At 68.5% G+C, this 18,189-nt stretch carries 21 protein-coding genes and 1 tRNA gene; 13 read left to right on the top strand and 9 right to left on the bottom strand.

Annotated features, from left to right (window positions below):
* The first annotated feature begins 7 nt into the window (after positions 1–7).
* Positions 8–80 (top strand) — tRNA-Lys (locus QIS96_RS01950).
* 205 nt (positions 81–285) lie between these two features.
* Positions 286–684 carry a hypothetical protein gene (locus QIS96_RS01945; protein ID WP_282540563.1) on the top strand — a complete coding sequence of 133 codons (399 nt, stop codon included), beginning with the start codon at positions 286–288 and terminating at the stop codon, positions 682–684.
* A gap of 64 nt (positions 685–748) precedes the next feature.
* On the opposite strand, the gene QIS96_RS01940 is transcribed toward QIS96_RS01945, so the two are convergent.
* Together QIS96_RS01940 and QIS96_RS01935 are read right to left on the bottom strand one after the other, a co-directional pair.
* Positions 749–2,263: a site-specific integrase gene (locus QIS96_RS01940; protein WP_282540562.1), complete on the bottom strand. Its 1,515-nt coding sequence runs from the start codon at positions 2,261–2,263 to the stop codon at positions 749–751.
* On the bottom strand, positions 2,260–2,949 hold the full coding sequence (locus QIS96_RS01935; protein ID WP_282540561.1) for a helix-turn-helix domain-containing protein: 690 nt from the start codon (positions 2,947–2,949) through the stop codon (positions 2,260–2,262). The genes QIS96_RS01940 and QIS96_RS01935 overlap by 4 nt, the downstream gene beginning before the upstream one ends.
* A gap of 97 nt (positions 2,950–3,046) precedes the next feature.
* Between QIS96_RS01935 and QIS96_RS01930 the strand changes: the two genes are divergently transcribed.
* The 5 genes from QIS96_RS01930 (at position 3,047) to QIS96_RS01910 (ending at position 8,235) form a co-directional block, all read left to right on the top strand.
* On the top strand, positions 3,047–3,286 hold the full coding sequence (locus tag QIS96_RS01930) for a hypothetical protein (protein ID WP_282540560.1): 240 nt from the start codon (positions 3,047–3,049) through the stop codon (positions 3,284–3,286).
* A gap of 233 nt (positions 3,287–3,519) precedes the next feature.
* On the top strand, positions 3,520–4,803 hold the full coding sequence (locus tag QIS96_RS01925) for a DUF3631 domain-containing protein (RefSeq protein WP_282540559.1): 1,284 nt from the start codon (positions 3,520–3,522) through the stop codon (positions 4,801–4,803).
* 315 nt (positions 4,804–5,118) lie between these two features.
* Positions 5,119–5,778, top strand: coding sequence for a DUF2637 domain-containing protein (locus QIS96_RS01920; protein WP_282540836.1), 660 nt, complete (start codon positions 5,119–5,121; stop codon positions 5,776–5,778).
* 117 nt (positions 5,779–5,895) lie between these two features.
* Complete coding sequence (locus QIS96_RS01915) at positions 5,896–6,513, top strand: plasmid mobilization protein (RefSeq protein WP_349017359.1); 618 nt, start codon at positions 5,896–5,898, stop codon at positions 6,511–6,513.
* Positions 6,514–6,519: 6 nt separating this feature from the next.
* Positions 6,520–8,235 carry a relaxase family protein gene (locus QIS96_RS01910; RefSeq protein ID WP_282540558.1) on the top strand — a complete coding sequence of 572 codons (1,716 nt, stop codon included), beginning with the start codon at positions 6,520–6,522 and terminating at the stop codon, positions 8,233–8,235.
* A 47-nt stretch (positions 8,236–8,282) separates the two neighbouring features.
* Here the strand turns inward: QIS96_RS01910 and QIS96_RS01905 are convergent, their stop codons facing one another.
* The 4 genes from QIS96_RS01905 to QIS96_RS01890 form a co-directional block, all read right to left on the bottom strand.
* Entirely contained in the window at positions 8,283–9,185 is a 903-nt protein-coding gene (locus QIS96_RS01905) for a JmjC domain-containing protein (protein ID WP_282540557.1), read from the bottom strand.
* A 12-nt stretch (positions 9,186–9,197) separates the two neighbouring features.
* A complete protein-coding gene (locus QIS96_RS01900; RefSeq protein WP_282540556.1) occupies positions 9,198–9,704 on the bottom strand; it encodes a hypothetical protein in 507 nt (168 codons plus the stop codon).
* 79 nt (positions 9,705–9,783) lie between these two features.
* A complete protein-coding gene (locus QIS96_RS01895) occupies positions 9,784–10,023 on the bottom strand; it encodes a DUF397 domain-containing protein (RefSeq protein ID WP_282540555.1) in 240 nt (79 codons plus the stop codon).
* 295 nt (positions 10,024–10,318) lie between these two features.
* Complete coding sequence (locus QIS96_RS01890) at positions 10,319–10,681, bottom strand: hypothetical protein (RefSeq protein WP_282540554.1); 363 nt, start codon at positions 10,679–10,681, stop codon at positions 10,319–10,321.
* A 204-nt stretch (positions 10,682–10,885) separates the two neighbouring features.
* Between QIS96_RS01890 and QIS96_RS01885 the strand changes: the two genes are divergently transcribed.
* The 4 genes from QIS96_RS01885 to QIS96_RS01870 are packed head-to-tail and all read left to right on the top strand — an operon-like array spanning position 10,886 to position 12,838.
* The gene (locus QIS96_RS01885) at positions 10,886–11,293 is read left to right on the top strand and encodes a hypothetical protein (protein ID WP_282540834.1); all 408 of its coding nucleotides are present in this window, start codon (positions 10,886–10,888) and stop codon (positions 11,291–11,293) included.
* Positions 11,265–11,789: a DUF6879 family protein gene (locus QIS96_RS01880; RefSeq protein WP_282540553.1), complete on the top strand. Its 525-nt coding sequence runs from the start codon at positions 11,265–11,267 to the stop codon at positions 11,787–11,789. Before QIS96_RS01885 ends, QIS96_RS01880 begins: the two co-directional genes overlap by 29 nt.
* Before the next feature lie 40 nt (positions 11,790–11,829).
* Positions 11,830–12,639, top strand: a complete 810-nt coding sequence (locus QIS96_RS01875) for a helix-turn-helix domain-containing protein (RefSeq protein WP_282540552.1) — start codon at positions 11,830–11,832, stop codon at positions 12,637–12,639.
* 13 nt (positions 12,640–12,652) lie between these two features.
* Positions 12,653–12,838 (top strand): DUF397 domain-containing protein, encoded by a 186-nt coding sequence (locus QIS96_RS01870; protein WP_282540551.1) that lies wholly within the window; start codon positions 12,653–12,655, stop codon positions 12,836–12,838.
* Positions 12,839–12,950: 112 nt separating this feature from the next.
* On the opposite strand, the gene QIS96_RS01865 is transcribed toward QIS96_RS01870, so the two are convergent.
* The 3 genes from QIS96_RS01865 to QIS96_RS01855 form a co-directional block, all read right to left on the bottom strand.
* A complete protein-coding gene (locus tag QIS96_RS01865; RefSeq protein WP_282540550.1) occupies positions 12,951–13,625 on the bottom strand; it encodes a hypothetical protein in 675 nt (224 codons plus the stop codon).
* 152 nt (positions 13,626–13,777) lie between these two features.
* A complete protein-coding gene (locus QIS96_RS01860) occupies positions 13,778–15,001 on the bottom strand; it encodes an MFS transporter (RefSeq protein WP_282540549.1) in 1,224 nt (407 codons plus the stop codon).
* A complete protein-coding gene (locus QIS96_RS01855; RefSeq protein WP_282540548.1) occupies positions 14,998–16,404 on the bottom strand; it encodes an NAD(P)-binding domain-containing protein in 1,407 nt (468 codons plus the stop codon). Before QIS96_RS01855 ends, QIS96_RS01860 begins: the two co-directional genes overlap by 4 nt.
* Positions 16,405–16,529: 125 nt before the next feature.
* Between QIS96_RS01855 and QIS96_RS01850 the strand changes: the two genes are divergently transcribed.
* The gene (locus tag QIS96_RS01850) at positions 16,530–17,606 is read left to right on the top strand and encodes a flavin-containing monooxygenase (protein WP_282540547.1); all 1,077 of its coding nucleotides are present in this window, start codon (positions 16,530–16,532) and stop codon (positions 17,604–17,606) included.
* A gap of 62 nt (positions 17,607–17,668) precedes the next feature.
* Positions 17,669–18,043: an ArsR/SmtB family transcription factor gene (locus QIS96_RS01845; RefSeq protein ID WP_282540546.1), complete on the top strand. Its 375-nt coding sequence runs from the start codon at positions 17,669–17,671 to the stop codon at positions 18,041–18,043.
* The last annotated feature ends 146 nt before the right edge of the window (positions 18,044–18,189 follow it).

The following is an 18,189-nucleotide window of genomic DNA, read 5'->3' as shown; positions in this document are numbered from 1 at the left end:
TTGACGCGGGCCGTTAGCTCAATTGGCAGAGCAGTGGACTTTTAATCCATTGGTTGTGGGTTCGAGTCCCACACGGCCTACGACGCGGGGGTCTTCGGGAAAACCGTCTGACCTGCACAGCAGCGCCCGTCTCCACTTCGGTGGGGGCGGGCGCTGCTTCGTTTCGGGGTGCCTGTGTGGGCTCTGCGTGAGCGATGCGTGAGCGGACGGGACGTCAGCGGAGAACATCCGGTGTCTCAATTGCGCCCTTGTGAAGCGAATTTGGCGCCCATACCGTCCCCGACCATGTTGAAGAAGATCCTCCCCTACTGGGGCCTGATCGCCTTGGTCGTCGCGATAACCGGGTGGCTGACCTCGGACATCGGTCCTGGTGGCACAGCGGCGCTCTTCGGACTCAGCTTCCTGTGGTTCCTCTTCCAGGCGCCGAACCCCTGCGGCGCCCCTGTTCGCAACGCCGGCAGGGCTTGCCGGAACAACGCCAAGGGCGTCCTTCGCGGCTGCCACCTGCAGCAGCACAAGTGGCAGCGCATGCGGACGTTTTTCGTTCGCCCTCGGCTACGCAGTTGCATGGGCCAGCTCTTTGAGAATCCGGTGACGGGGCTCGCCAGCCTGGGCGGGATCCTGGCGCTGATCTCCACTGTCATCAACACGATCATCTCCCTGACGGGGAAGGGAGGGGCGTGATGTTGGGGATCCATCTCCCCGCCTGAGAGCGGGGCTGTGTGAGAGGCCGCCGTACCAGCAGCGCTCAGGAACCGGACTTTCCGGCCCTGGGGATCAAGCTCGCAGCCTTCTCGGCGATCTCGCGGTCGACCTCGGGGAGCAGGCTCGTGTACGTGTCGGACGTGAGCGCGATGGTGGAGTGCCGCAAGGTCTCCTTCACCGTGTGGATGTCGCCGCCGCCTCCGTGCGTGAGTGTGGCCGCTACGTGGCGTAGATCACGGAGTTTGATGGGCGGCAGGTCTGTGGTGGCGAGGATGCTGCGGAAGGTCTCGGAGGCCGTCTCGGGGTGCAGCCAGGAGCCGTTCTCCCGAGTGAACACCTTGCCGGTGTCCTGCCAGGCGGCACCCCACTTCTTACGGTCCTTGTCCTGGCTGGCCTTGTGCTCGCGCAGGACGGCGATGTTCGTGTCGGCGAGCGCGATGGTGTTGGAGCTGCCCTCGGTCTTCGGCTCCGATTCGTAGACGTCCCAGCCGTCGACCACCAGTGCCCTGGCGGGGGTGATCAGGCCGGCGTCGAGGTCGATCTCGTGCCAGTCCTGGCCGACCGCTTCGCCGCGCCGAAGGCCACGGGTGCCCATGAGGTGGAACAGCGGGTACAGCCGGTCGGCCTCGGCCGCGTCGAGGAACGCCCCGAACTGGGCCGGCGTCCACACCATGACCGGGCCCGGAATCTCGCCGGTCTCGCGCCAGCGCCGTACCCGTTCATCGGTCCAGAGAAGGGGCTTGGGCCGCCGTCCCGACTCCAACTCGACGTGGGACGCCGGGTTGAACGTGATGAGCTGCTGGGAGATCGCCGCGTTGAGGGCCGCTCGCAGCGTGCGCCTGATCGCCTGCCAGGTGCTAGGGCCGCTTACCTTCCGGAACGGCTTCATCTCCGCCAACTTGGCCCGCTCCACGGCGAGGTGTTCGCGCTCTGCGGCGACGGGGCGGCCGGGCTTGCTCGGCTTGCAGCGCGCCACCTGCTCGCGCCGGGCCTGATTCTCCGCTGTGATGACCTCGTTCTCGTCGGCTATCCCGTCGAACATCTCCACCAGGTGGCCGACGTTGAGACGGTCCAGGCGCACGTGTCCGATGAGGGGCTTCAGGTGGACGCGGATGTGCGAGGCGTACCCGTTGAGCGTGGTCTTCCGGCGCTTCTTCGCGGCGAACCAGGTGTCGAGCCACTCGCCGACTGTGAGGCTGCCGCGCAGGGCAATGCCCGCGTTGAGGCGGCGGCGAGTCTCTTCGACGTCGGGCAGAGGCGCGTTCTCCGCGACGATCGCCTCCAGCATCGTGACGAGGCGGGAGATGCTGTCGGCATCGTCGGAGTCGGCGAGGCCGATCAGGGCGCGGACGTGGTCGAGGTCCGCCTGGGCGGACTTCAGGGAGTCGTAGCCGGCGCGGCTGAAGGAGCGGCGAGTGCCGTCTTCGCGGGGCGGGAGCTCCTGGCGGATCGAGTACGTGCCGTGCTTGCGGTTGGAGAGCTTGGGGCACTTCTTGCCAAGCGGCTTACCGGACTTGGGGTCGCGGCAGTAGCAACGGCGGTGGGTGGAGCCCTTCAAAGGCGTTCCTCCGGTGTGGTGTTGGGGTCGGATCCGGGGTCGGGTGGGTCGACGTCGTCCAGGCCGGTGGGAAGTTGCGGCAAGGTGGCACCCTCTTCCTGCAGTTCACGGCGGAGCTGGCGAAGTCTGTACTTGGCGGAGATGGCCTGGTCGGCGTACGTGCTCCGCTTGCGTTCGGCTTCTTCCTGCTGGGCGCGGCTGGTGGCGGTCTTGGCTGCGAACCGGGCGCGGTCTTCCTCTTCGAGGGCGGCGAGGGCGGTGTGCACGAGGCTTGCGTGGTGCTCGTAGTCGGGTACGAGACCGGGGTCGAAGCCGAGGACTTGCTCTTCGCCGGTGAAGCGCCGCAGGGCGTCCCAGGTGGGCACGAGTTCCTGGAAGGGGAGTTCCTGGGTCTTCTTCACGTAGCCGACCGGAAAGATCAGGCAGACGGGGTACGTCTCCAGGGCTGCTGCCAGGACCATGACGTCCACCAGCGGGAGATTGGCGCGGCGTCCGGACTCCATGTTGGCGATCACGTTGCGCGGAATGGGGTGCCCTAGCTCCTCGCACCGGTCGGCCAGGTCCTGCGCGCTCCATCCCATCTCCCTTCTTCTGCGCCGGACTTCGCCGGCCACGTTGGCCTTGATCCGGTCCACCCACTCCGGGAAGGCGTCTTCCTGATCAGCATCCACACGGCGTTGTGTCATGCAGACACATTAGCTTGGCCATGCTGGTACGTAGACGCCTGGAGCCGGACGTGACGACCGCGTTCGCCGAGGGCTGTACCGATAAGGGACGTACTGCATGCGTGACGACGAGTTGGCCGGACAGTCGAAGGGCTCGAAGGGGATGAGCCGGGAGGAGCTGCTCGCCCTGCCTGTGGCTGTTGACCTGGACACGAGTAACCGTGCTTTGGGTCTCGGGCGGAGCAAGGGGTACGAGCTGGCGAAGCGGGGCGAGTATCCGTGCAAGGTGCTTCGGCTCGGTAACGCCTACCGGGTCGTGACTGCGGATCTGTTGGGGCTGCTGGGGCTCGCGGCGTGAAAGCTGGGGAGCGTATCAATTCGTTCTGCGCTGAGCTGACACAGATTTGCTGGACTGTTGCCAGGCGTGGACGTACGGTCCGTGTTCCCTCGCGGTGCCCCGCTGCCCGCGAGAACGGGATGGGCCTCCGGCGGTGCAACGCCGGAGGCCCGAGCAACCCCGAACGGCCCTGGAAGAACCAAACCGGCGGTCAGGGCGTGCAAGCCCGCCACCGCCAGACGAGGAGCTGCCCTGTGGAACACGCAGGTGCCGAGCCCTATTCCGACGACGCCAAGCCCACGTGGCCGCCGGTTGCCATCCCCGGCCAGCCGGCTGGCGACACCGAGACACCTCCACCGTCCCTGCAGGAGGGCCCAGTTGAGGAGCCGACCGCAGCGCCAGCGGCCTCCGAGGGTGCGCGGATTCTCGCCGATCTGCGGGCGCAGATCGAGCGGTACGTGGCGATGCCGAGCCAAGAGGCCCTCACCGCGGTGGCCTTGTGGGTGGCTGCCACGCATCTGCAGCCCGCGTGGCAGCACGCGCCGCGTCTGGCGATCGTGGCTCCGGAGAAGCGGTGCGGTAAGTCCCGCCTCCTGGATGTGGTGACGGAGACCGTGCGCAACCCGCTGATCACGGTCAACGCCAGCCCGGCGGCGATCTTCCGGTCGATCAACGACGAGGACCCGCCGACCCTCCTGGTCGACGAGGCCGACACCCTCTTCAGCACCGCCAAGGCGGCGGAGAAGAACGAGGAGGTGCGCGGCCTGATCAACGCCGGGCACCAGCGCGGTCGCCCCACGCTGCGGGTGACCGGGCCAGAGCACAAGCCCACTGCGTTTCCCACGTTCGCCATGGCGGCGCTCGCCGGGATCGGGGACCTGCCGGACACGGTGATGGACCGCTCGGTGGTCATTCGGATGCGCCGCCGCGCGGCGGGCGAGAAGGTCGCGGCTTTCCGCACTTCCCGGGACACCCCCGCCCTGCACGCGATCCGCGACCGGCTCACCGCCTGGCTGCAGCCGCTGTACGTACAGGCGATGGAGATGGAGCCGCCCATGCCGGTCGAGGACCGAGCGGCGGATACCTGGGAACCCCTGGTCGTCATCGCCGACCTCGCCGGAGGCGACTGGCCCGCGCTGGCCCGTGCCGCCTGCCGCGTGATGACCGATTACGAGGCCGGGCAGGACGAGGAGGGCGGCCTGCGCACCCGCCTCCTGGTCGGCATCCGCCGGGCCTTCGCAGCCGAGAACGACCCGGCGGTCCTGGCCACGAAGCGTCTGCTGGAATCTCTCAACGCGGACAAGGAAGCGCCCTGGGCCGAGTACGGTCCCAACGGCCTGACCCCGCGCGGCCTCCAACTCCTGCTGAAGCCCTACGGCATCAGCTCGGCCAACCGCCGCTTCCCCGACGGGACACAGGCCAAGGGCTTCGCCCGCACCCAGTTCCTCGACACCTGGGCCCGCTACTGTCCCGAGCCGCCAGCTCCGAGCCAGCCCGCCCAGGCTGCGCCCGAGCCGCTGCCGGGCAGCGCCGCCTGACCCGCCACGACTCGTCGCACTCGTCCCGGCGCAGGTCAGCGCAGGGACGAGTGCCCGAGCCGCAACGAGTCGACTCGACATCACGCGCCCACTCGTACCTGTCCTGACCAGGCACGCGACGAGTGGGACGAGACAACGCACCACCCGGCTGCCGTCGCCTCCTGCCGATCTCCGGACTCGACTCCCCAATTGGGGAGTCGAGCCGATAGGCCAACGGACGGCTGCTGCCTCACCTCACCAGGAGTGCCCCGCTTGACCCTCCGCAGCCTCGCCAAGTCCTTCTCAGGTACCACCGCGATCCGCGCCGGCATCGCCATGCTCGCCGCGTTCGCCTTCGCCCTCTCCTACGACGCCCTCCGACAGATGGCCGTCGCCATCCACATCAGCTGGCTGCTCACCTGCGCCTTCCCGCTCGTCATCGACGGGTTTATCGCCATCGGCGTTGGCGCCCTGCTCATGCTCCGCTCTGCTCCGACACGCTCCCGCGTCTACGTCTGGCTGCTCGTCGGCGCCGCCACCCTCACCAGCATCTGGGCCAACGCCCTGCACGCGGTCCGCCTCAACCAGCAGGCCCGCCACGGTGATGGCATACGCCTCGACGACGTCACCGTCGGCGGCCTTTCCGCCATCGCCCCGCTCGCCCTGGCCGGCGCCGTCCACCTCTACATCGTCGTACGCCGCCAAGACGTGGCTGATGTGGCTCCGGCTGCCGCCGGAGTGGCTGATGGGCGGCAAGGGGCGGGCACCTCGGAAGAGCCCGTGCCCGCAGAGAGGCTCGTCATCGCGCGCAGCGCGCCGCTCGGACGACAGGGGCGAGCCTCCCGCCGCCACATCGAAGCCACCTTCCGCGACCGCGACCTCACGATCGGCCGGAAGGAGGCCGACCTGCTGAAGGACCTTGTCCAGGCTGAACTCGACGCAGCAGCCGCTGAGCAGTGGCCAGAGCTCAGCGCGGCAGGCGCCGACGCCGCCTGACTCGTAGGACGAGCCGCCCTCAGCCCCTGCTGGGCGTCCCCCCCCGTGCCCGCAGACACGGGGGGCACGCCCAGCCCCTCTGCCATCAGCCCGCACCTCCCACCGGAGAACCAGTCCATGCACGACGAACCCAGCGAACTCCCCACCCCCGAACAGCAGATGACCGACGACCTCACCAGCGAAAACAGCGCAGCAAGTTGTCGGGTAAGGAGTCCTTACCCGGCCCCCGCCCCAGAGGGGGAGGAGGCATCCGGCGCCGGGGCGGCACCGGAGTCGGTCGGCCCGGGGGTGCCGACCGTGGGGGTGGGCAGCAGCGAGCCGTCGTCGTCGAACGTGCCGCAGTCGCCTGCGCTGCGCCGACGTTTGCGTGACAAGCAACTGCGCGAGCGCCGCGTCCACCCCCGCTACAACGACGACGAGTTTGCCCTCGTGCGCCAAGCCGCCTCCTTGAGCGGCATGGCGCTCGGTGGCTATGTGGCCGAGTGCTCCCTCGCTGCCGCCCGCTCCGACGACCCCACCGCCGCTGTCGCCGACTACCGCGCCATGGTCAAGACCCTGATGGCCGCCAACGGACAGCTCGGCAAGATCGGCAGCAACCTCAACCAACTCACCCGCCACCTCAACCAGGACGGCGCCTGGCCCCACGACGCCACCGTCCACCGCCTCTTGGGTCGTGTCGAGGCATCCATCGCCGACTTGGACACCGCCATCGCCCAAGTCACAGAGGGTCGGTGAGCGTCAATGATCCCGAAGATCATCCTCGGTAAGGGGCCCGACGCCACACGCCGCACCATCCGCTACCTCTTCGGCCCCGGCCGCGCCAACGAACACACCGACCCGCACCTGGTGGCCTCCTGGAACGGCTTCGCCCCCGACCCCGGCCGCAGCCCTCACCGCGATCCACAGGATGTGGAAAAGCAACTCGTCGCCCAACTCGACCAGCCCATAAGGATGCTGGGCGACAAGGCACCCAAGCACACCGTGTGGCACTGCCCCGTCCGCGCCGCACCCGAAGACCCGATCCTCACCGACGACCAGTGGGCCGAGGTCGCCCGCCGGATCGTGGCCGCCGCCGGCATCGCACCCGACGGCGACGAGGACGCCTGCCGCTGGGTGGCCGTCCGCCACGCCGACGACCACATCCACATCGCCGCCACCCTCGTACGCCAGGACGGCCGCCGCCCCAAACGCGACTACGACCAACGCGCCGTACAGAAGGAAGCCCGCACGATCGAAGTCGACTACGGGCTAAGGCGGCTGAAGGCCGGCGACGGCACCGCCGCCAAGCGCGCCACCAGCAAGGAACACTTCAAGGCCAAGCGCCTGGGCCAGGACGCCACCGCCCGCGACATCTTGCGCCTGCGAGTGCGCCGCGCAGTGGCAGCCGCAGCCGACGAGACCGAGTTCCTCGCCCTGCTGGAAGTGACCGGCGTGGACGTACGCCGTAAGCGCGGCCCCTCCGGCGACGCCCTCGGCTGCAATTTCGCCCTGCCCGGCGACACCAACGACAAGGGAGAGCCGGTCTTCTACGCGGGCTCCACCCTCGCCCCCGACCTGTCCCTGCCCAAGATCCGCGAACGCCTCGCGACCACCAGCCCCGAACCGGCCAACGTCCCGCCGGGCAACCCCTGGCACCAGGCCACCGCCGCCACCGAACGCATCCCCCACCACCTCGTAAGTGGCGACGACCATGCTGCCCAGGGCCAACTCGTCGCCCTCGGGATGACCTTGGACGTGCTGCCCCTAGCCGCACCAGCCGCGGTCAGGTCTGAACTCTCCCAAGCTGCCATGGCATTCGAGCGCGCCAGTCGCTCCCGCATCACTGCCGACCTCAACAGCACCCGCGCACTGCGCCGCAGCCTGCAAAGCATCTGGCGCGAGCGTCCCCAGGACCGCGACGGCACAGGGCTTGCCATGCTCCTGGACGTCACGCTGACCGCCGTCGCGCTCGCCCTGCACTGGCACCGCACCCGCCAGCACGCCCAACAAGCAGCAGCAGCCGAACAAGCCCTCGTCCACCTGCACTCCGCGTACGTCCAAGTCGCGGAGCCCGTACTGACACAGCTCGCCCAACACACCCCCAGCCAACAGGCCCAACGTCGCTACGCCCACCATCTGCAGCAGGCCGCACCGGCACACGCGGAGCGCATCCTCAACGACCCTGCCTGGGACGCACTCGCCGCCGTACTCGCCCAGGCGGAAGCAGCAGGCCACAACACAGCAACCGTCCTCGCCCAGGCACTCGGCCAACGCACCCTGGGTGATGTCCGCAGCCCCGCCCGCACCCTGACCTGGCGCATCCGCCGCCTCAGCGAACGCCACGCCCCCAGCCCACGAGCACAAGCAGCCAGGGCCCGGACAGCCAAGGCTTACAACCCCTCGCCGCTCCCCGGTGCCCAGGCGCACCCCATGGCGGCCGGGTCGCGACAACCGCAGCCACGCGCGCGACGGCGCTGACGGCATCCACGGGCCGACGCGGGAGTGGGTGCGGGCTTCAGCCCCCGTCAAGTCCTGTACTCCAGCTCCGTCAACGCGTCCCTTATGACGCTCGGGGCCACCTCGTACAGGTCAAGGTCCTGCACGTACTTCACCAGCGCCTCCCGTGCTTCGCCGAGCTGCTGCATCAGGCTCTCCCCGCTGAACTGATGCGGGAGGACGATGCTGCGGAACTCCTCCCGCGTGATGGCTCCGGCGAGCAGCTTCTCTGCGAGCCATAACCGGGTGCGTTCCCGGATCGCGAAGGTCAGGTGGATGCTGTGCTCTTCGGATTCGAGTACGTGAGGGTTGTGAACCCATCCGCGCGGCAGCAGGAGCGACTGGCCGGCCTTGAGGTCGATCTCCAGGTCCGGCCCTGCCGCTTCCCACGTGGGGATGTACTCGTCCTTCCACACGCGGAAGCTCTCGTTGTACTCGCGCATCGGTGCCGTGACCGGTGGCCGCCAGAGCTGCCAGCGCTTCGTCCCGGCGATCTGGACGATCACGGCCATCTGCTGGTCCCAGTGGTGGCGGAGTCCCTGGTGGCCGGGCGGAGTCAGGAAGGCGTGGATGTAGTTCGAGTAGCCGGTCTCCGTCTGGATCGCCTCGGAGATCCCGGCCAGGGCCGGGACGACGCGTTGGAGGTTGCCCAGTCGGATGGTGTAGCCCTGCTCGTACAGGCGCACCAGCTTCGCGCGGTCGGTCCGGCCGTCCGTCATGTACGCGTTCTGGCTCAGCGACGGGTTCGGTGCCTTGACGGCTGCGATCTCGTGGGCCGGAACGGTGCCCATGTAGAGGTAGCCCCGGATGGCCTCCGAGGTGACGGCCTCGTCGAGTGCCGGGCGGCCGCGGTCATAGACGCGGGGCTCGTCCGGCCACGAGGTCAGCAGTTCGGTGACGCCTTCCTCGGGCAGCAGCAGGCGCAGCGACATGGCGTCGACTCCTTATGACGGCGGGAGCGGGCAGGCGATCTCGGGGTGGAACCGGTTGGGGCAGCACACGATGGAGAAGGAGATCAGGCGTTCCGACGGCGTGTAGTACACCCAGCTCACGTCAACGCCGCGAGGCAGCACGTCAGTTGCGTAGTCGAGCTTCGTGTCCAGGGTGCTGTACGCCTGCCGCCTGTCCGGCCTCTCGAAGGGCGGGTTGGCCTCGTACTGCTTCGTCAGCCAGGCGAGCACGATGCCGAGGTCCGACCAGGTGCGGTCGCCGGAGACCTGGTTCTTCTTCAGGAGCCAGTAGCCGGTCATCGTGGGCGGCACGTTGCCGGTGGTGAATTCGGAGGCGGCTTCGCGGTATCGGTCGAGGACGGCCTGCTGCTTCTTGTCCTCGGGGTCGATCACCGAGGGCGGGCCGTTGGGGTGCGCGGGCCGTCGGCCTCCCTCTTTCCCGTACACCGCTGACGGTCCGATCCACGGCCCGTATCCATGCCAGTGCCCTGACCAGCTCATGTGGGTGCCCTTCTGGAGGTGCAGGGCCGCCCCACCGAAGCAGGGCGGCCCGTTTTGTCCTGGATGGGGAAGCGTCAGGCTAGAGCGCCAGACCCCGCTTCTTGGCCCAACCGAGGACGAAGTCGTCGACCTCGGCGGCGGTCACTCGGAGCTTCTCGCCGACGCCCTCGGGCTTCGAGTCGCGCAGCTCGAACGCCTCCACGGCGCCGGGGATGGCCGCGACGTCGATGCACGCCTCGTGCTCGCCGCCCAGGTTGCCGCCGCAGAAGTTCTCGAACGCGCCGTCGTCGACAGCGGGGAGGGTGTAGAGGTTCGGCATGGGGTGTTCCTCCTTGCGCATGTGCTGTGCGGAGAGTCGGTCTCCGCGACCGCCTTGCACTTCCACCCACCCCGGTCCGGCTTGTCCTTCTGCCGGGTACTGGCTGACTGGGGTGGGGGCTGGGCTCCGCCCCGCGAGGGTGAGTCGAGCGGGGAGGCCCGGGTGGAGTCACCTCGGGGGCGGAAGTTCACTGCGTCCGGTCAGCGGCTCACGCCGGCCGTTGCGATCCCGTACGCCAGCGCCGCGACGAGCACGGCGAGGGCCAGGACGTAGACCGTCTGTTGAGACCTCGGACTCACGCGCCACCTGCTTCGCGTCTCTCCTGGTAGACCCAGAGCAGCTTGCGCGTCAGCAGCGCTACGTCGCGGTTGTAGAAGAAGACGTTGAAGGCCGGCGACTCCTCGCGGGGCCGCGCCGCGAGGTCGAGCAGCCGGTACGAGCGGACGATCAGGTCGCGGACCTCGGGGTCTTCGTCAGCCCCCAGCTCCTCCCCGAGGAGCAACTGCAAGTGGCCCACGACTACAGGGGTCTTGCTGTCGAGCGACGGCCGGGTGGAGGTCGCCATCTGCATCGCGAGAACCGTCTCCGTGCTGTCCTCAATCAACTCCACATCGAGAGGCAGGGATTCGAGACCGGCTACATCGTGCTGTTCGGACACGGCAGACACCACGCATCTCCCCTCGGGACCGCACGGGTTGCGGCCGCCTTGGCTGCTCGGTTCGGCACCGAACGTAGAGCGAGCTGGGATCAACTCCCAAGGAGATTGCGCCTAATTGCGGGAAGTCGATTGACGGGCTCGAACGCTCCATCGACCATCACCGCATGCGCAATCTCGCGCAAGGCAGAGGACGGGAGAGTGACCATGAAGCTACGGTTCCTTGGTAAGAACTCCACCCCCGGAGACAGCCCCACCCTGTATGCCAGCGACCAGGACGGCTACGTCGTACAAGGCTGGAGGGTCTACGCCCAAGACTTGCTCGTGCAGCTCGATGTGCCGGAGGGGCAGACGGCCGTCGAGGTGCCGACCGAACTCTTCGAGCACCTGACGAAGGACGGTCTCGCGCATGGTGAGATCCGGAAGTTCGAGGCCCCGATCATGCTCGTCACCGAACAGGGCACATGCATCGTGCAGGGTCCGGTGATGCGCGATGCCGAGGCCCTGAGCCAGATGCGCTTGCCTGACTACGAGGATTGCATCGAGGTCCCCAAGTCCTCGATCACGGCCCTACTGGAGGAGAGCAGTGGACCTGATCACCAGCGCCCAGCGTGACGAGCTGTTCAACAGCTTCGAGCACGATGCGTTCCACCTGGAGTTGAGGGACGACTACGGGTCGCCCGTCGAGGACACTCCCTACGCGAGGTGGCAGAGGGCGCAGCCCGACGACTACAAGTGGCTCGACCCCTGGATGACGCTCATGAAGCGGGTGACCGGGGAGGGCAAGACGGTCCGCCGAGTCCGAGTGGTCACGGAGCCCCACTCGCAGTACGTCGGGTGGGAGCATTCGCTGACTAACCTCAACGTCGAGGCCGGCGAGGACATCCGGTGGCTGCCGCGGCACCAGCTGCCCGATGGAATCACCTTCCCGGTTGAGGGCAACGACTGGTGGCTGTACGACGATCGCCTTCTTGCGGTCGGGCACTTCGACCCCGACGGACGCGTCCTGGGATCGCAGATCATTGAGGACCCGGACACCGTGGCCGAGTGCATTCGGCTGCGGGACGAACTCTGGGCCGCCGCCATCAAGCACTCCGAGTACAAGCCCTGACCGATCAGTGAGTAACCGAGCACAGGCGACACGAGAGGCGTTGGGCACCAGGCTGCGTGGATTCCGCAAGGACGCGGGATTCCGAAGCGGCAAGGCTTTCGCCGAGGCCACAGGCTGGCAGGAGTCCAAGGTCTCGCGGATCGAGACTGGCAAGCAGAACGCGAGCGAGGACGACCTCCGCGTCTGGTGCGAATTGACCGGGCGCGAGGCCGTCCTCGACGACCTCATTGCGACACTCCGTCATATCGACGAGCTGTGGCTGGAGTGGCGCCGGCAGCTCCAAGAGGGTGCCGAGAAGCGCCAGAAGAAGTCGCTGTCGCTCTACAAGCGAACCAAGATCTTCCGCATCTACGAGCCCAACGTCATCTGGGGCACCATCCAGACGGCTGCCTATGCCGAGGCCATCTTTGAGGAAGCGGCCAACCTGTACGGAACGCCAGCAGACACGGAAGCCGCCGTGGCGAAGCGGCTTGAGCGCCAGGGGTACCTGTCAGCGGGGGACCGGATCTTCAACGTGGTGCTCGGGGAGCAGGCTCTCTACTCGAACCACGGCGGAGCGGGCGTGATGCGAGGGGCACTCGACCGACTGATGAATGTGATGTCGCTTCCCAGGCTGAGCCTGGGCATCGTCCCCCGCGACGCCCAGCTCGGGCTTTGGGTCGGACACGGGTTCGCCATGTTCGACGACAAGCTCGTCATGGTCGAGACCCTCTCCGCGGAGATGACCGTCACGGCGCCGGGCGAGATCGAGACCTACATGAAGGCGTTCGAGTTGCACAGGCAGCTTGCTGTGTACGGCCAGCCTGCACGGAAGCTGATCCAGGCAGCATTTGACCATTTCAACCGCTGAGGGTGACGGGAAGATGGCGGAGACGCCGAACTGGCGCACCAGTAGCTACACGCACACGGATAGCTGTGTCGAAGTCGCCGACAACGACCCGCGCAGGGTCCGCATCCGGGACACGAAGACACGCACGCGCGGCGAGGTGACCGTCCCGCCGGTCGCGTGGCAGACGTTCGTCGAATTCTGCAAGGCGGCGCTGGGCTAGCCACCTCAGCGATGACAACTGGGCCGACATCGCCCGCCCGACGACGCCGAACGCCGAGGCTGACAAGGGGCAGGCCCCCGACGCCCCAGCCCAACAGCAGTGGGTGCTCGCTTTACCCTGCGCGGACGTCCTGCGCGAACACGGATGGCGCTGCGATCTCTTGGCGGCAACAAGGGCACTCGGTCAGCCGCTCAGGATCCACGCGCCACGGGCCGAGCCACACTTTGCGCGCTTCAACCTCTTGTCGTTCCCGCTCCGTACGGAGCCTGCTCATCGCGACACCAAGGCGGCGCAGGCAGACTTTCCGCTCCTGCTCGCGGCGCCTCTCCAGGCCCAAGCGCCACCACATCACCTCTGAGGCGTCGAACGATGTCTTGCAGCTCTGATTAACCAGGGCAACAACCTCACCGAGATTCACCCATACCTCTGGGTCATGAAGGCCCTGGACAAACCCCTGCAGGACCTCATCTCTCGTCGGCGGCCGGTAACGAGGACTGTCCACAGCGATCAGGGCACCGGTGAACACCCGCCTCACCTGCAGCAGCATCCACTGCTCGGCATCGGTGGGCCAGATCCTCGCACCTGCCGTGCGGCCAGTGGTGTAGCGCACGACGCCGACCGAGGACAGTCTGCTGACGCATTGCTGCGCATTGCGCGTCTCAAACGAGTAGCCATATACCTCGCCGGCAACGCCTTCCCAGGTCATCCAGACCGGGTACGGCTCAATCGTGCGGGCCTCGGCCAGCATCTTGTAGATCTTCGATCCGATGGGAGACTTCTTCGGCACAGTGCGAGGCTAGGCACGCCGGGTGACGGGCGGCGCTAAGGATCGACAATGCACACGATCGAGTGTTGTCGCGCAAAAGAGTTGCCTATGCCGGGTGTCTGATAGGGCATGGGAGCCAGCACAGAGTGACGAGATGGAGCTGTCTCGAAGTGTCAGACGCGTCTTGGCCATGAGGTGCCCAGAGCGATGGTTCCGGCCAGGACAGACAGCACGGCGAGTACGGCGAACAGCGCCGGATATCCGCCCAGGGGCAGCGCGAGGGCGACGCCCGCGAACGGGGCCAGGGCCGATGCCGTGGTGGTGGGTGCTGCGAGGAGGCCGGAGAGGCGGCCGTAGTGGGTGGTGCCCCAGCGGTCGGTGACGGCGGTGGCCTGGAGCAGCGTGAGGTTGCCGCGGACGGTGCCGGCGAGGACGGAAAGGGCGATCAACAGGCCGTACGGGCCTGGCGTGAAGGCCAGTGCGGCGGTGGTGAGGCCGCCGAGTGCGATGAGGGCCGCGGTGCGCGCGGTGGTGCTGGTGTGGCGGGCGAGGCCCTCGTACAGCGTGCGGCCGAGGGTCTGTCCGGCGCCGCCGAGGCCGAGGGCCCATGCCGCCTGGGCGGTGGTGTAGCCGCGTTCGAGCAGGAGCGGTACGAGTGCGATGACGACGGCGCTCATGGCGAACGCGGAGATCGTGAGGGCTACGCCGAGGAGCAGGAACGGGCGGCTGTGGGCGGCCTGTTGAGCGCTGCCACCGGTTTCGGTGGTGGCAGACGGTGCTTGCGGCCAGGGAGCCTTCAGCGCGAAGGCGTGGGCTGGGACGGTCACCACGGCGAGGATCGCGGCGAGTACGAGATAGGTGGCTCGCCATGACAGGTGGTCGGCGAGCGTGGCCGTCAGGGGTGCGAAGACGGTGGAGGCGAGGCCCCCGGCGAGGGTGACGATCGTGAGGGCGCGTACGTGGTCGGGGGCCCACCAGCGGGTGAGGGCGGCGAAGGCCGGCTGGTAGAAGGTCGACGCCATGGCGAGCCCGGCGAGTAGCCAACCCGCAGCGAAGACAAGGAGATTGGGGGCGGTGGCCACGACGATCAGGCTCGCTGCGCCGATGGCCGAACCTGTGGTCATGACGGTGCGCGGGCCACGGTGGTCGAGGATGCGGCCGACCCGGATTCCCGCGACGGCGGAGACGAAGAGCGCGGCGGAGAACGCGGCCGTCGTCCCGCCCGCCGACCAGCCGGTGTCGGCGGTGATCTGCGGATTCAGCACGGGGAACGCGTAGTAGACGACGCCCCAGCCGGTGATCTGGGTCAGACACAGGGCGGGCAGCGCCGCCCGGGGCCGCGACCGGTGTGCGATGCCGGTCACGGTCTCACGGCGGTGGATGTCGACGTTGGTCACGAGCCGCAGCAACCCCCAGAAGCCGTCGTCTCGCTGGTGGTCGCCGCCGGAGCGCCGATCTCGACGAGAGCGGGGGCAGGTGCGCAGCAGCCTCCGGCATCGGCATCGGCATCGGCTTCGGTCTCGGGGGCGGTGAGGAGGCCGCCGCCCTTGCACACGCCGGTCTCGGGCAGGGTGAGCTCGACGCGGTCGGCCGAGTCCAGGTCACCGGCGAGCGCGGCGACCACGGAGCGGACCTGCTCGTACCCGGTGAGGGCGAGGAAGGTCGGGGCGCGGCCGTAGGACTTCATGCCGACGAGGTAGACGCCCTGCTCGGGGTGGGACAGCTCGCGGTGGCCGTGCGGGTAGACGGTGCCGCAGGAGTGCTGGTTGGGGTCGATCAGCGGGGCGAGTTCGACCGGGGCCTGGAGGCGTACGTCGAGGTCGAGGCGGACTTCGGACAGGAAGGACAGGTCGGGGCGGAAGCCGGTCAGGACGATGACCTCGTCGACCGGTTCGAGGCGCTGCCCGTCCTCGCCCACCAGGACCAGGCGTCCCTTGCCGTCCCGTTCGACGGCGTCGGTGCGGAACCCGGTGACGGCCTCGGCGTGGCCCTGGTCGACGGCTGCCTTCGCGGCGAGGCCCAGAGCGCCACGAGCGGGCAGCTGGTCGGCCTCGCCGCCGCCGTACGTGGAGCCGGAGATGCCGCGACGCAGGACCCATACGGCCTTCGTGCCGGTGCCGTCGTCGGACTTCGCGAGGTCGGCCAGGTAGGCGAGGGCGGTGAAGGCGGAGGCGCCGGAGCCGACGACGGCGGTGCGCTTGCCCGCGTAACGGGCCCGTACGGACGGGTCGTTGAGGTCGGGGACGCGGTAGGTGATGCGGTCGGCGGCGGCACGCTCGCCGAGTGCGGGCAGTCCGCTCGCGCCGACGGGGCTGGGGGCGGTCCAGGTGCCCGACGCGTCGATCACCGCACGGGCGTGGAGTCGCTCCTCGTGGCCGTCGGCGGTGCGGATGTGCACGACGAAGGGCTGGTCCTCTCGGTCGGTGTCGACCACGCGGTCGCGTCCGGCGCGGGAGACGCCGGTGACCGTGGCGCCGAAGCGGACGCGGTCGCCGAGGACATCAGCGAGGGGCTGGAGGTACTGCTCCGCCCAGTCGCCGCCGGTCGGGTAGGCGGCCCCGTCAGGTCGGGTCCAGCCGGTGGGGGCGAGCAGCTTCTCGGCGGCCTCGTCGGTGACTTCAGCCCAGGGGGAGAAGAGCCTGACGTGCGACCACTCGCGCACGGCCGCCCCGGCTGACGATCCGCCCTCCAGGACCAGCGGCTCCAGGCCGCGCTCGATCAGGTGGGCGGCGGCGGCAAGGCCAATCGGGCCTGCTCCGACGACCACGACCGGCAGTTCGGGGGTGGTGGACGCGTTCACGACGACTCCTCGATGTCTGTTTCGAAAATCTTGTTTCGATAACTGTCGATGGCTTGTGTCGACAGCATTGCACCTGTTTCGATAAGCGTCAACATAGGCGTTCATCGAAACAAGGGATGTGGATCATGGAATACGTCGACGTCGCGATCATCGGAGGCGGTCAGTCAGGGCTGGCTGCCGCGCACGTGCTGCGCGGTCGGGGGCTGCAGCCGGTCATCCTGGAGGCATCCGCCGAGGCGACCGGCTCCTGGCCCGACTACTACGACAGCCTCACGCTGTTCTCGCCCGCCCGCTTCAGTGCACTGCCCGGTCTGGAGTTCGGCGGCGACGGCGACCGCTACCCGCACCGGGACGAGGTCGTCGAGTACTTGGCGCGTTACGCCAGCCGCCTGGACGCAGAGATCCGCACCCGCACCCGGGTCGAGACCGTGGAGCGGAGCGAAGCGGGGTTCCTGCTGCGTACGGATGATGGCCGCACCCTCGGCGCGGCCGGGGTCGTCGCCGCCACCGGCGCCTTCGGCAATCCGGTGCTGCCCGACCTTCCCGGCCGGGACAGCTTCGTCAGCGAGGTGCTGCACGTGGCCGACTACCGCGACCCCGCCCCGTACGCGGGCAAGCGCGTCGTGGTCGTCGGAGGCGGCAACTCCGCCGTCCAGGTGGGCCACGAACTAGCTGCCGAAGCAGCTCAGTTGACTTTGGCCAGCCGTAACCCGGTCCGTTTCCTGCCGCAGACCCGCGACGGGAAGGACCTGCACCACTGGCTGACGTCGAGCGGCTTCGACCAGCTGCCGCCGGAGTGGCTGATCCACTATGTCGGCGGCACCCTCGTCCTGGACAACGGCCGCTACCGCGACGCCCTGGAGTCCGGCCGACTGCGTCGCCGCCCGATGTTCACCGCCCTCGACGGCGACGAGGTCGTGTGGGGCGACGGCAGCCGCGAGCCGGTCGATGTTGCCCTGTTCGCCACTGGGTACCGGCCCCACCTCGACTACCTGGCCAAGCTCGGCGCCCTCGACGAGCACGGCCTGCCCCTGCACAGCGGCGGCATCTCCGCCACCCACCCGGGGCTCGTCTACCTCGGCCTCGAATTCCAGCGGTCCTTCGCCTCCAACACCCTGCGCGGGGTGGCGCGCGACGCGGAGTATGTGGCCGACGCGCTGGTCGCCCACGTCCGCAAGGCGCCGACCGCTACTGGCCTCTGAACCTGTCGGCCACGAGCGCGCAACCCTGGCGGCTTTGATTCGACATGTGTCAACATAGATGCATGTCGAACATCAAGGCGTTGCCGCTGCTGGAACCGGAGACGGGGTCGGGGCCGGAGTCCGTGGCGCCCTGCTGCCCTCCGCTCACCGAGAGGCCGTTCACCGCTGAAGAAGCGGAGCGCACGGCGCGGATGTTCAAGGCGCTGGGCGATCCGGTGCGCTTGCGGCTGTTCTCGGCGGTCGCCTCGCACGCGGGCGGGGAGGCGTGCGTCTGCGACATTTCCGATGTCGGCGTCTCCCAGCCGACGGTCTCCCACCACCTGAAGAAGCTCAAAGAGGCCGGCCTGCTGACCTCCGAGCGGCGCGGGACTTGGGTGTACTACCGCGTCGAGCCGTCGGTGCTTGCCTCGATGGGGCGGTTGCTCACCTCGGAGTGATCCTCGTGATGCCGCGCCTCCGGCCTGGCCAGGTGTGCACGAGAACGGTGGCAGGGCAGACGCGGACGGCTTCGTAGGTCCGAACTAATCCGCTCCGGATGTCCGGTGCCATGCCCTGAAGGTGAGCGCGCGCCGTAGCCGTACAG

It is taken from the genome of Streptomyces cavernicola (assembly GCF_029968035.1).
In the GTDB taxonomy this organism is placed as follows: Bacteria; Actinomycetota; Actinomycetes; order Streptomycetales; family Streptomycetaceae; genus Streptomyces; species Streptomyces cavernicola.
This window is presented reverse-complemented; position numbering and strand designations above follow the sequence as displayed.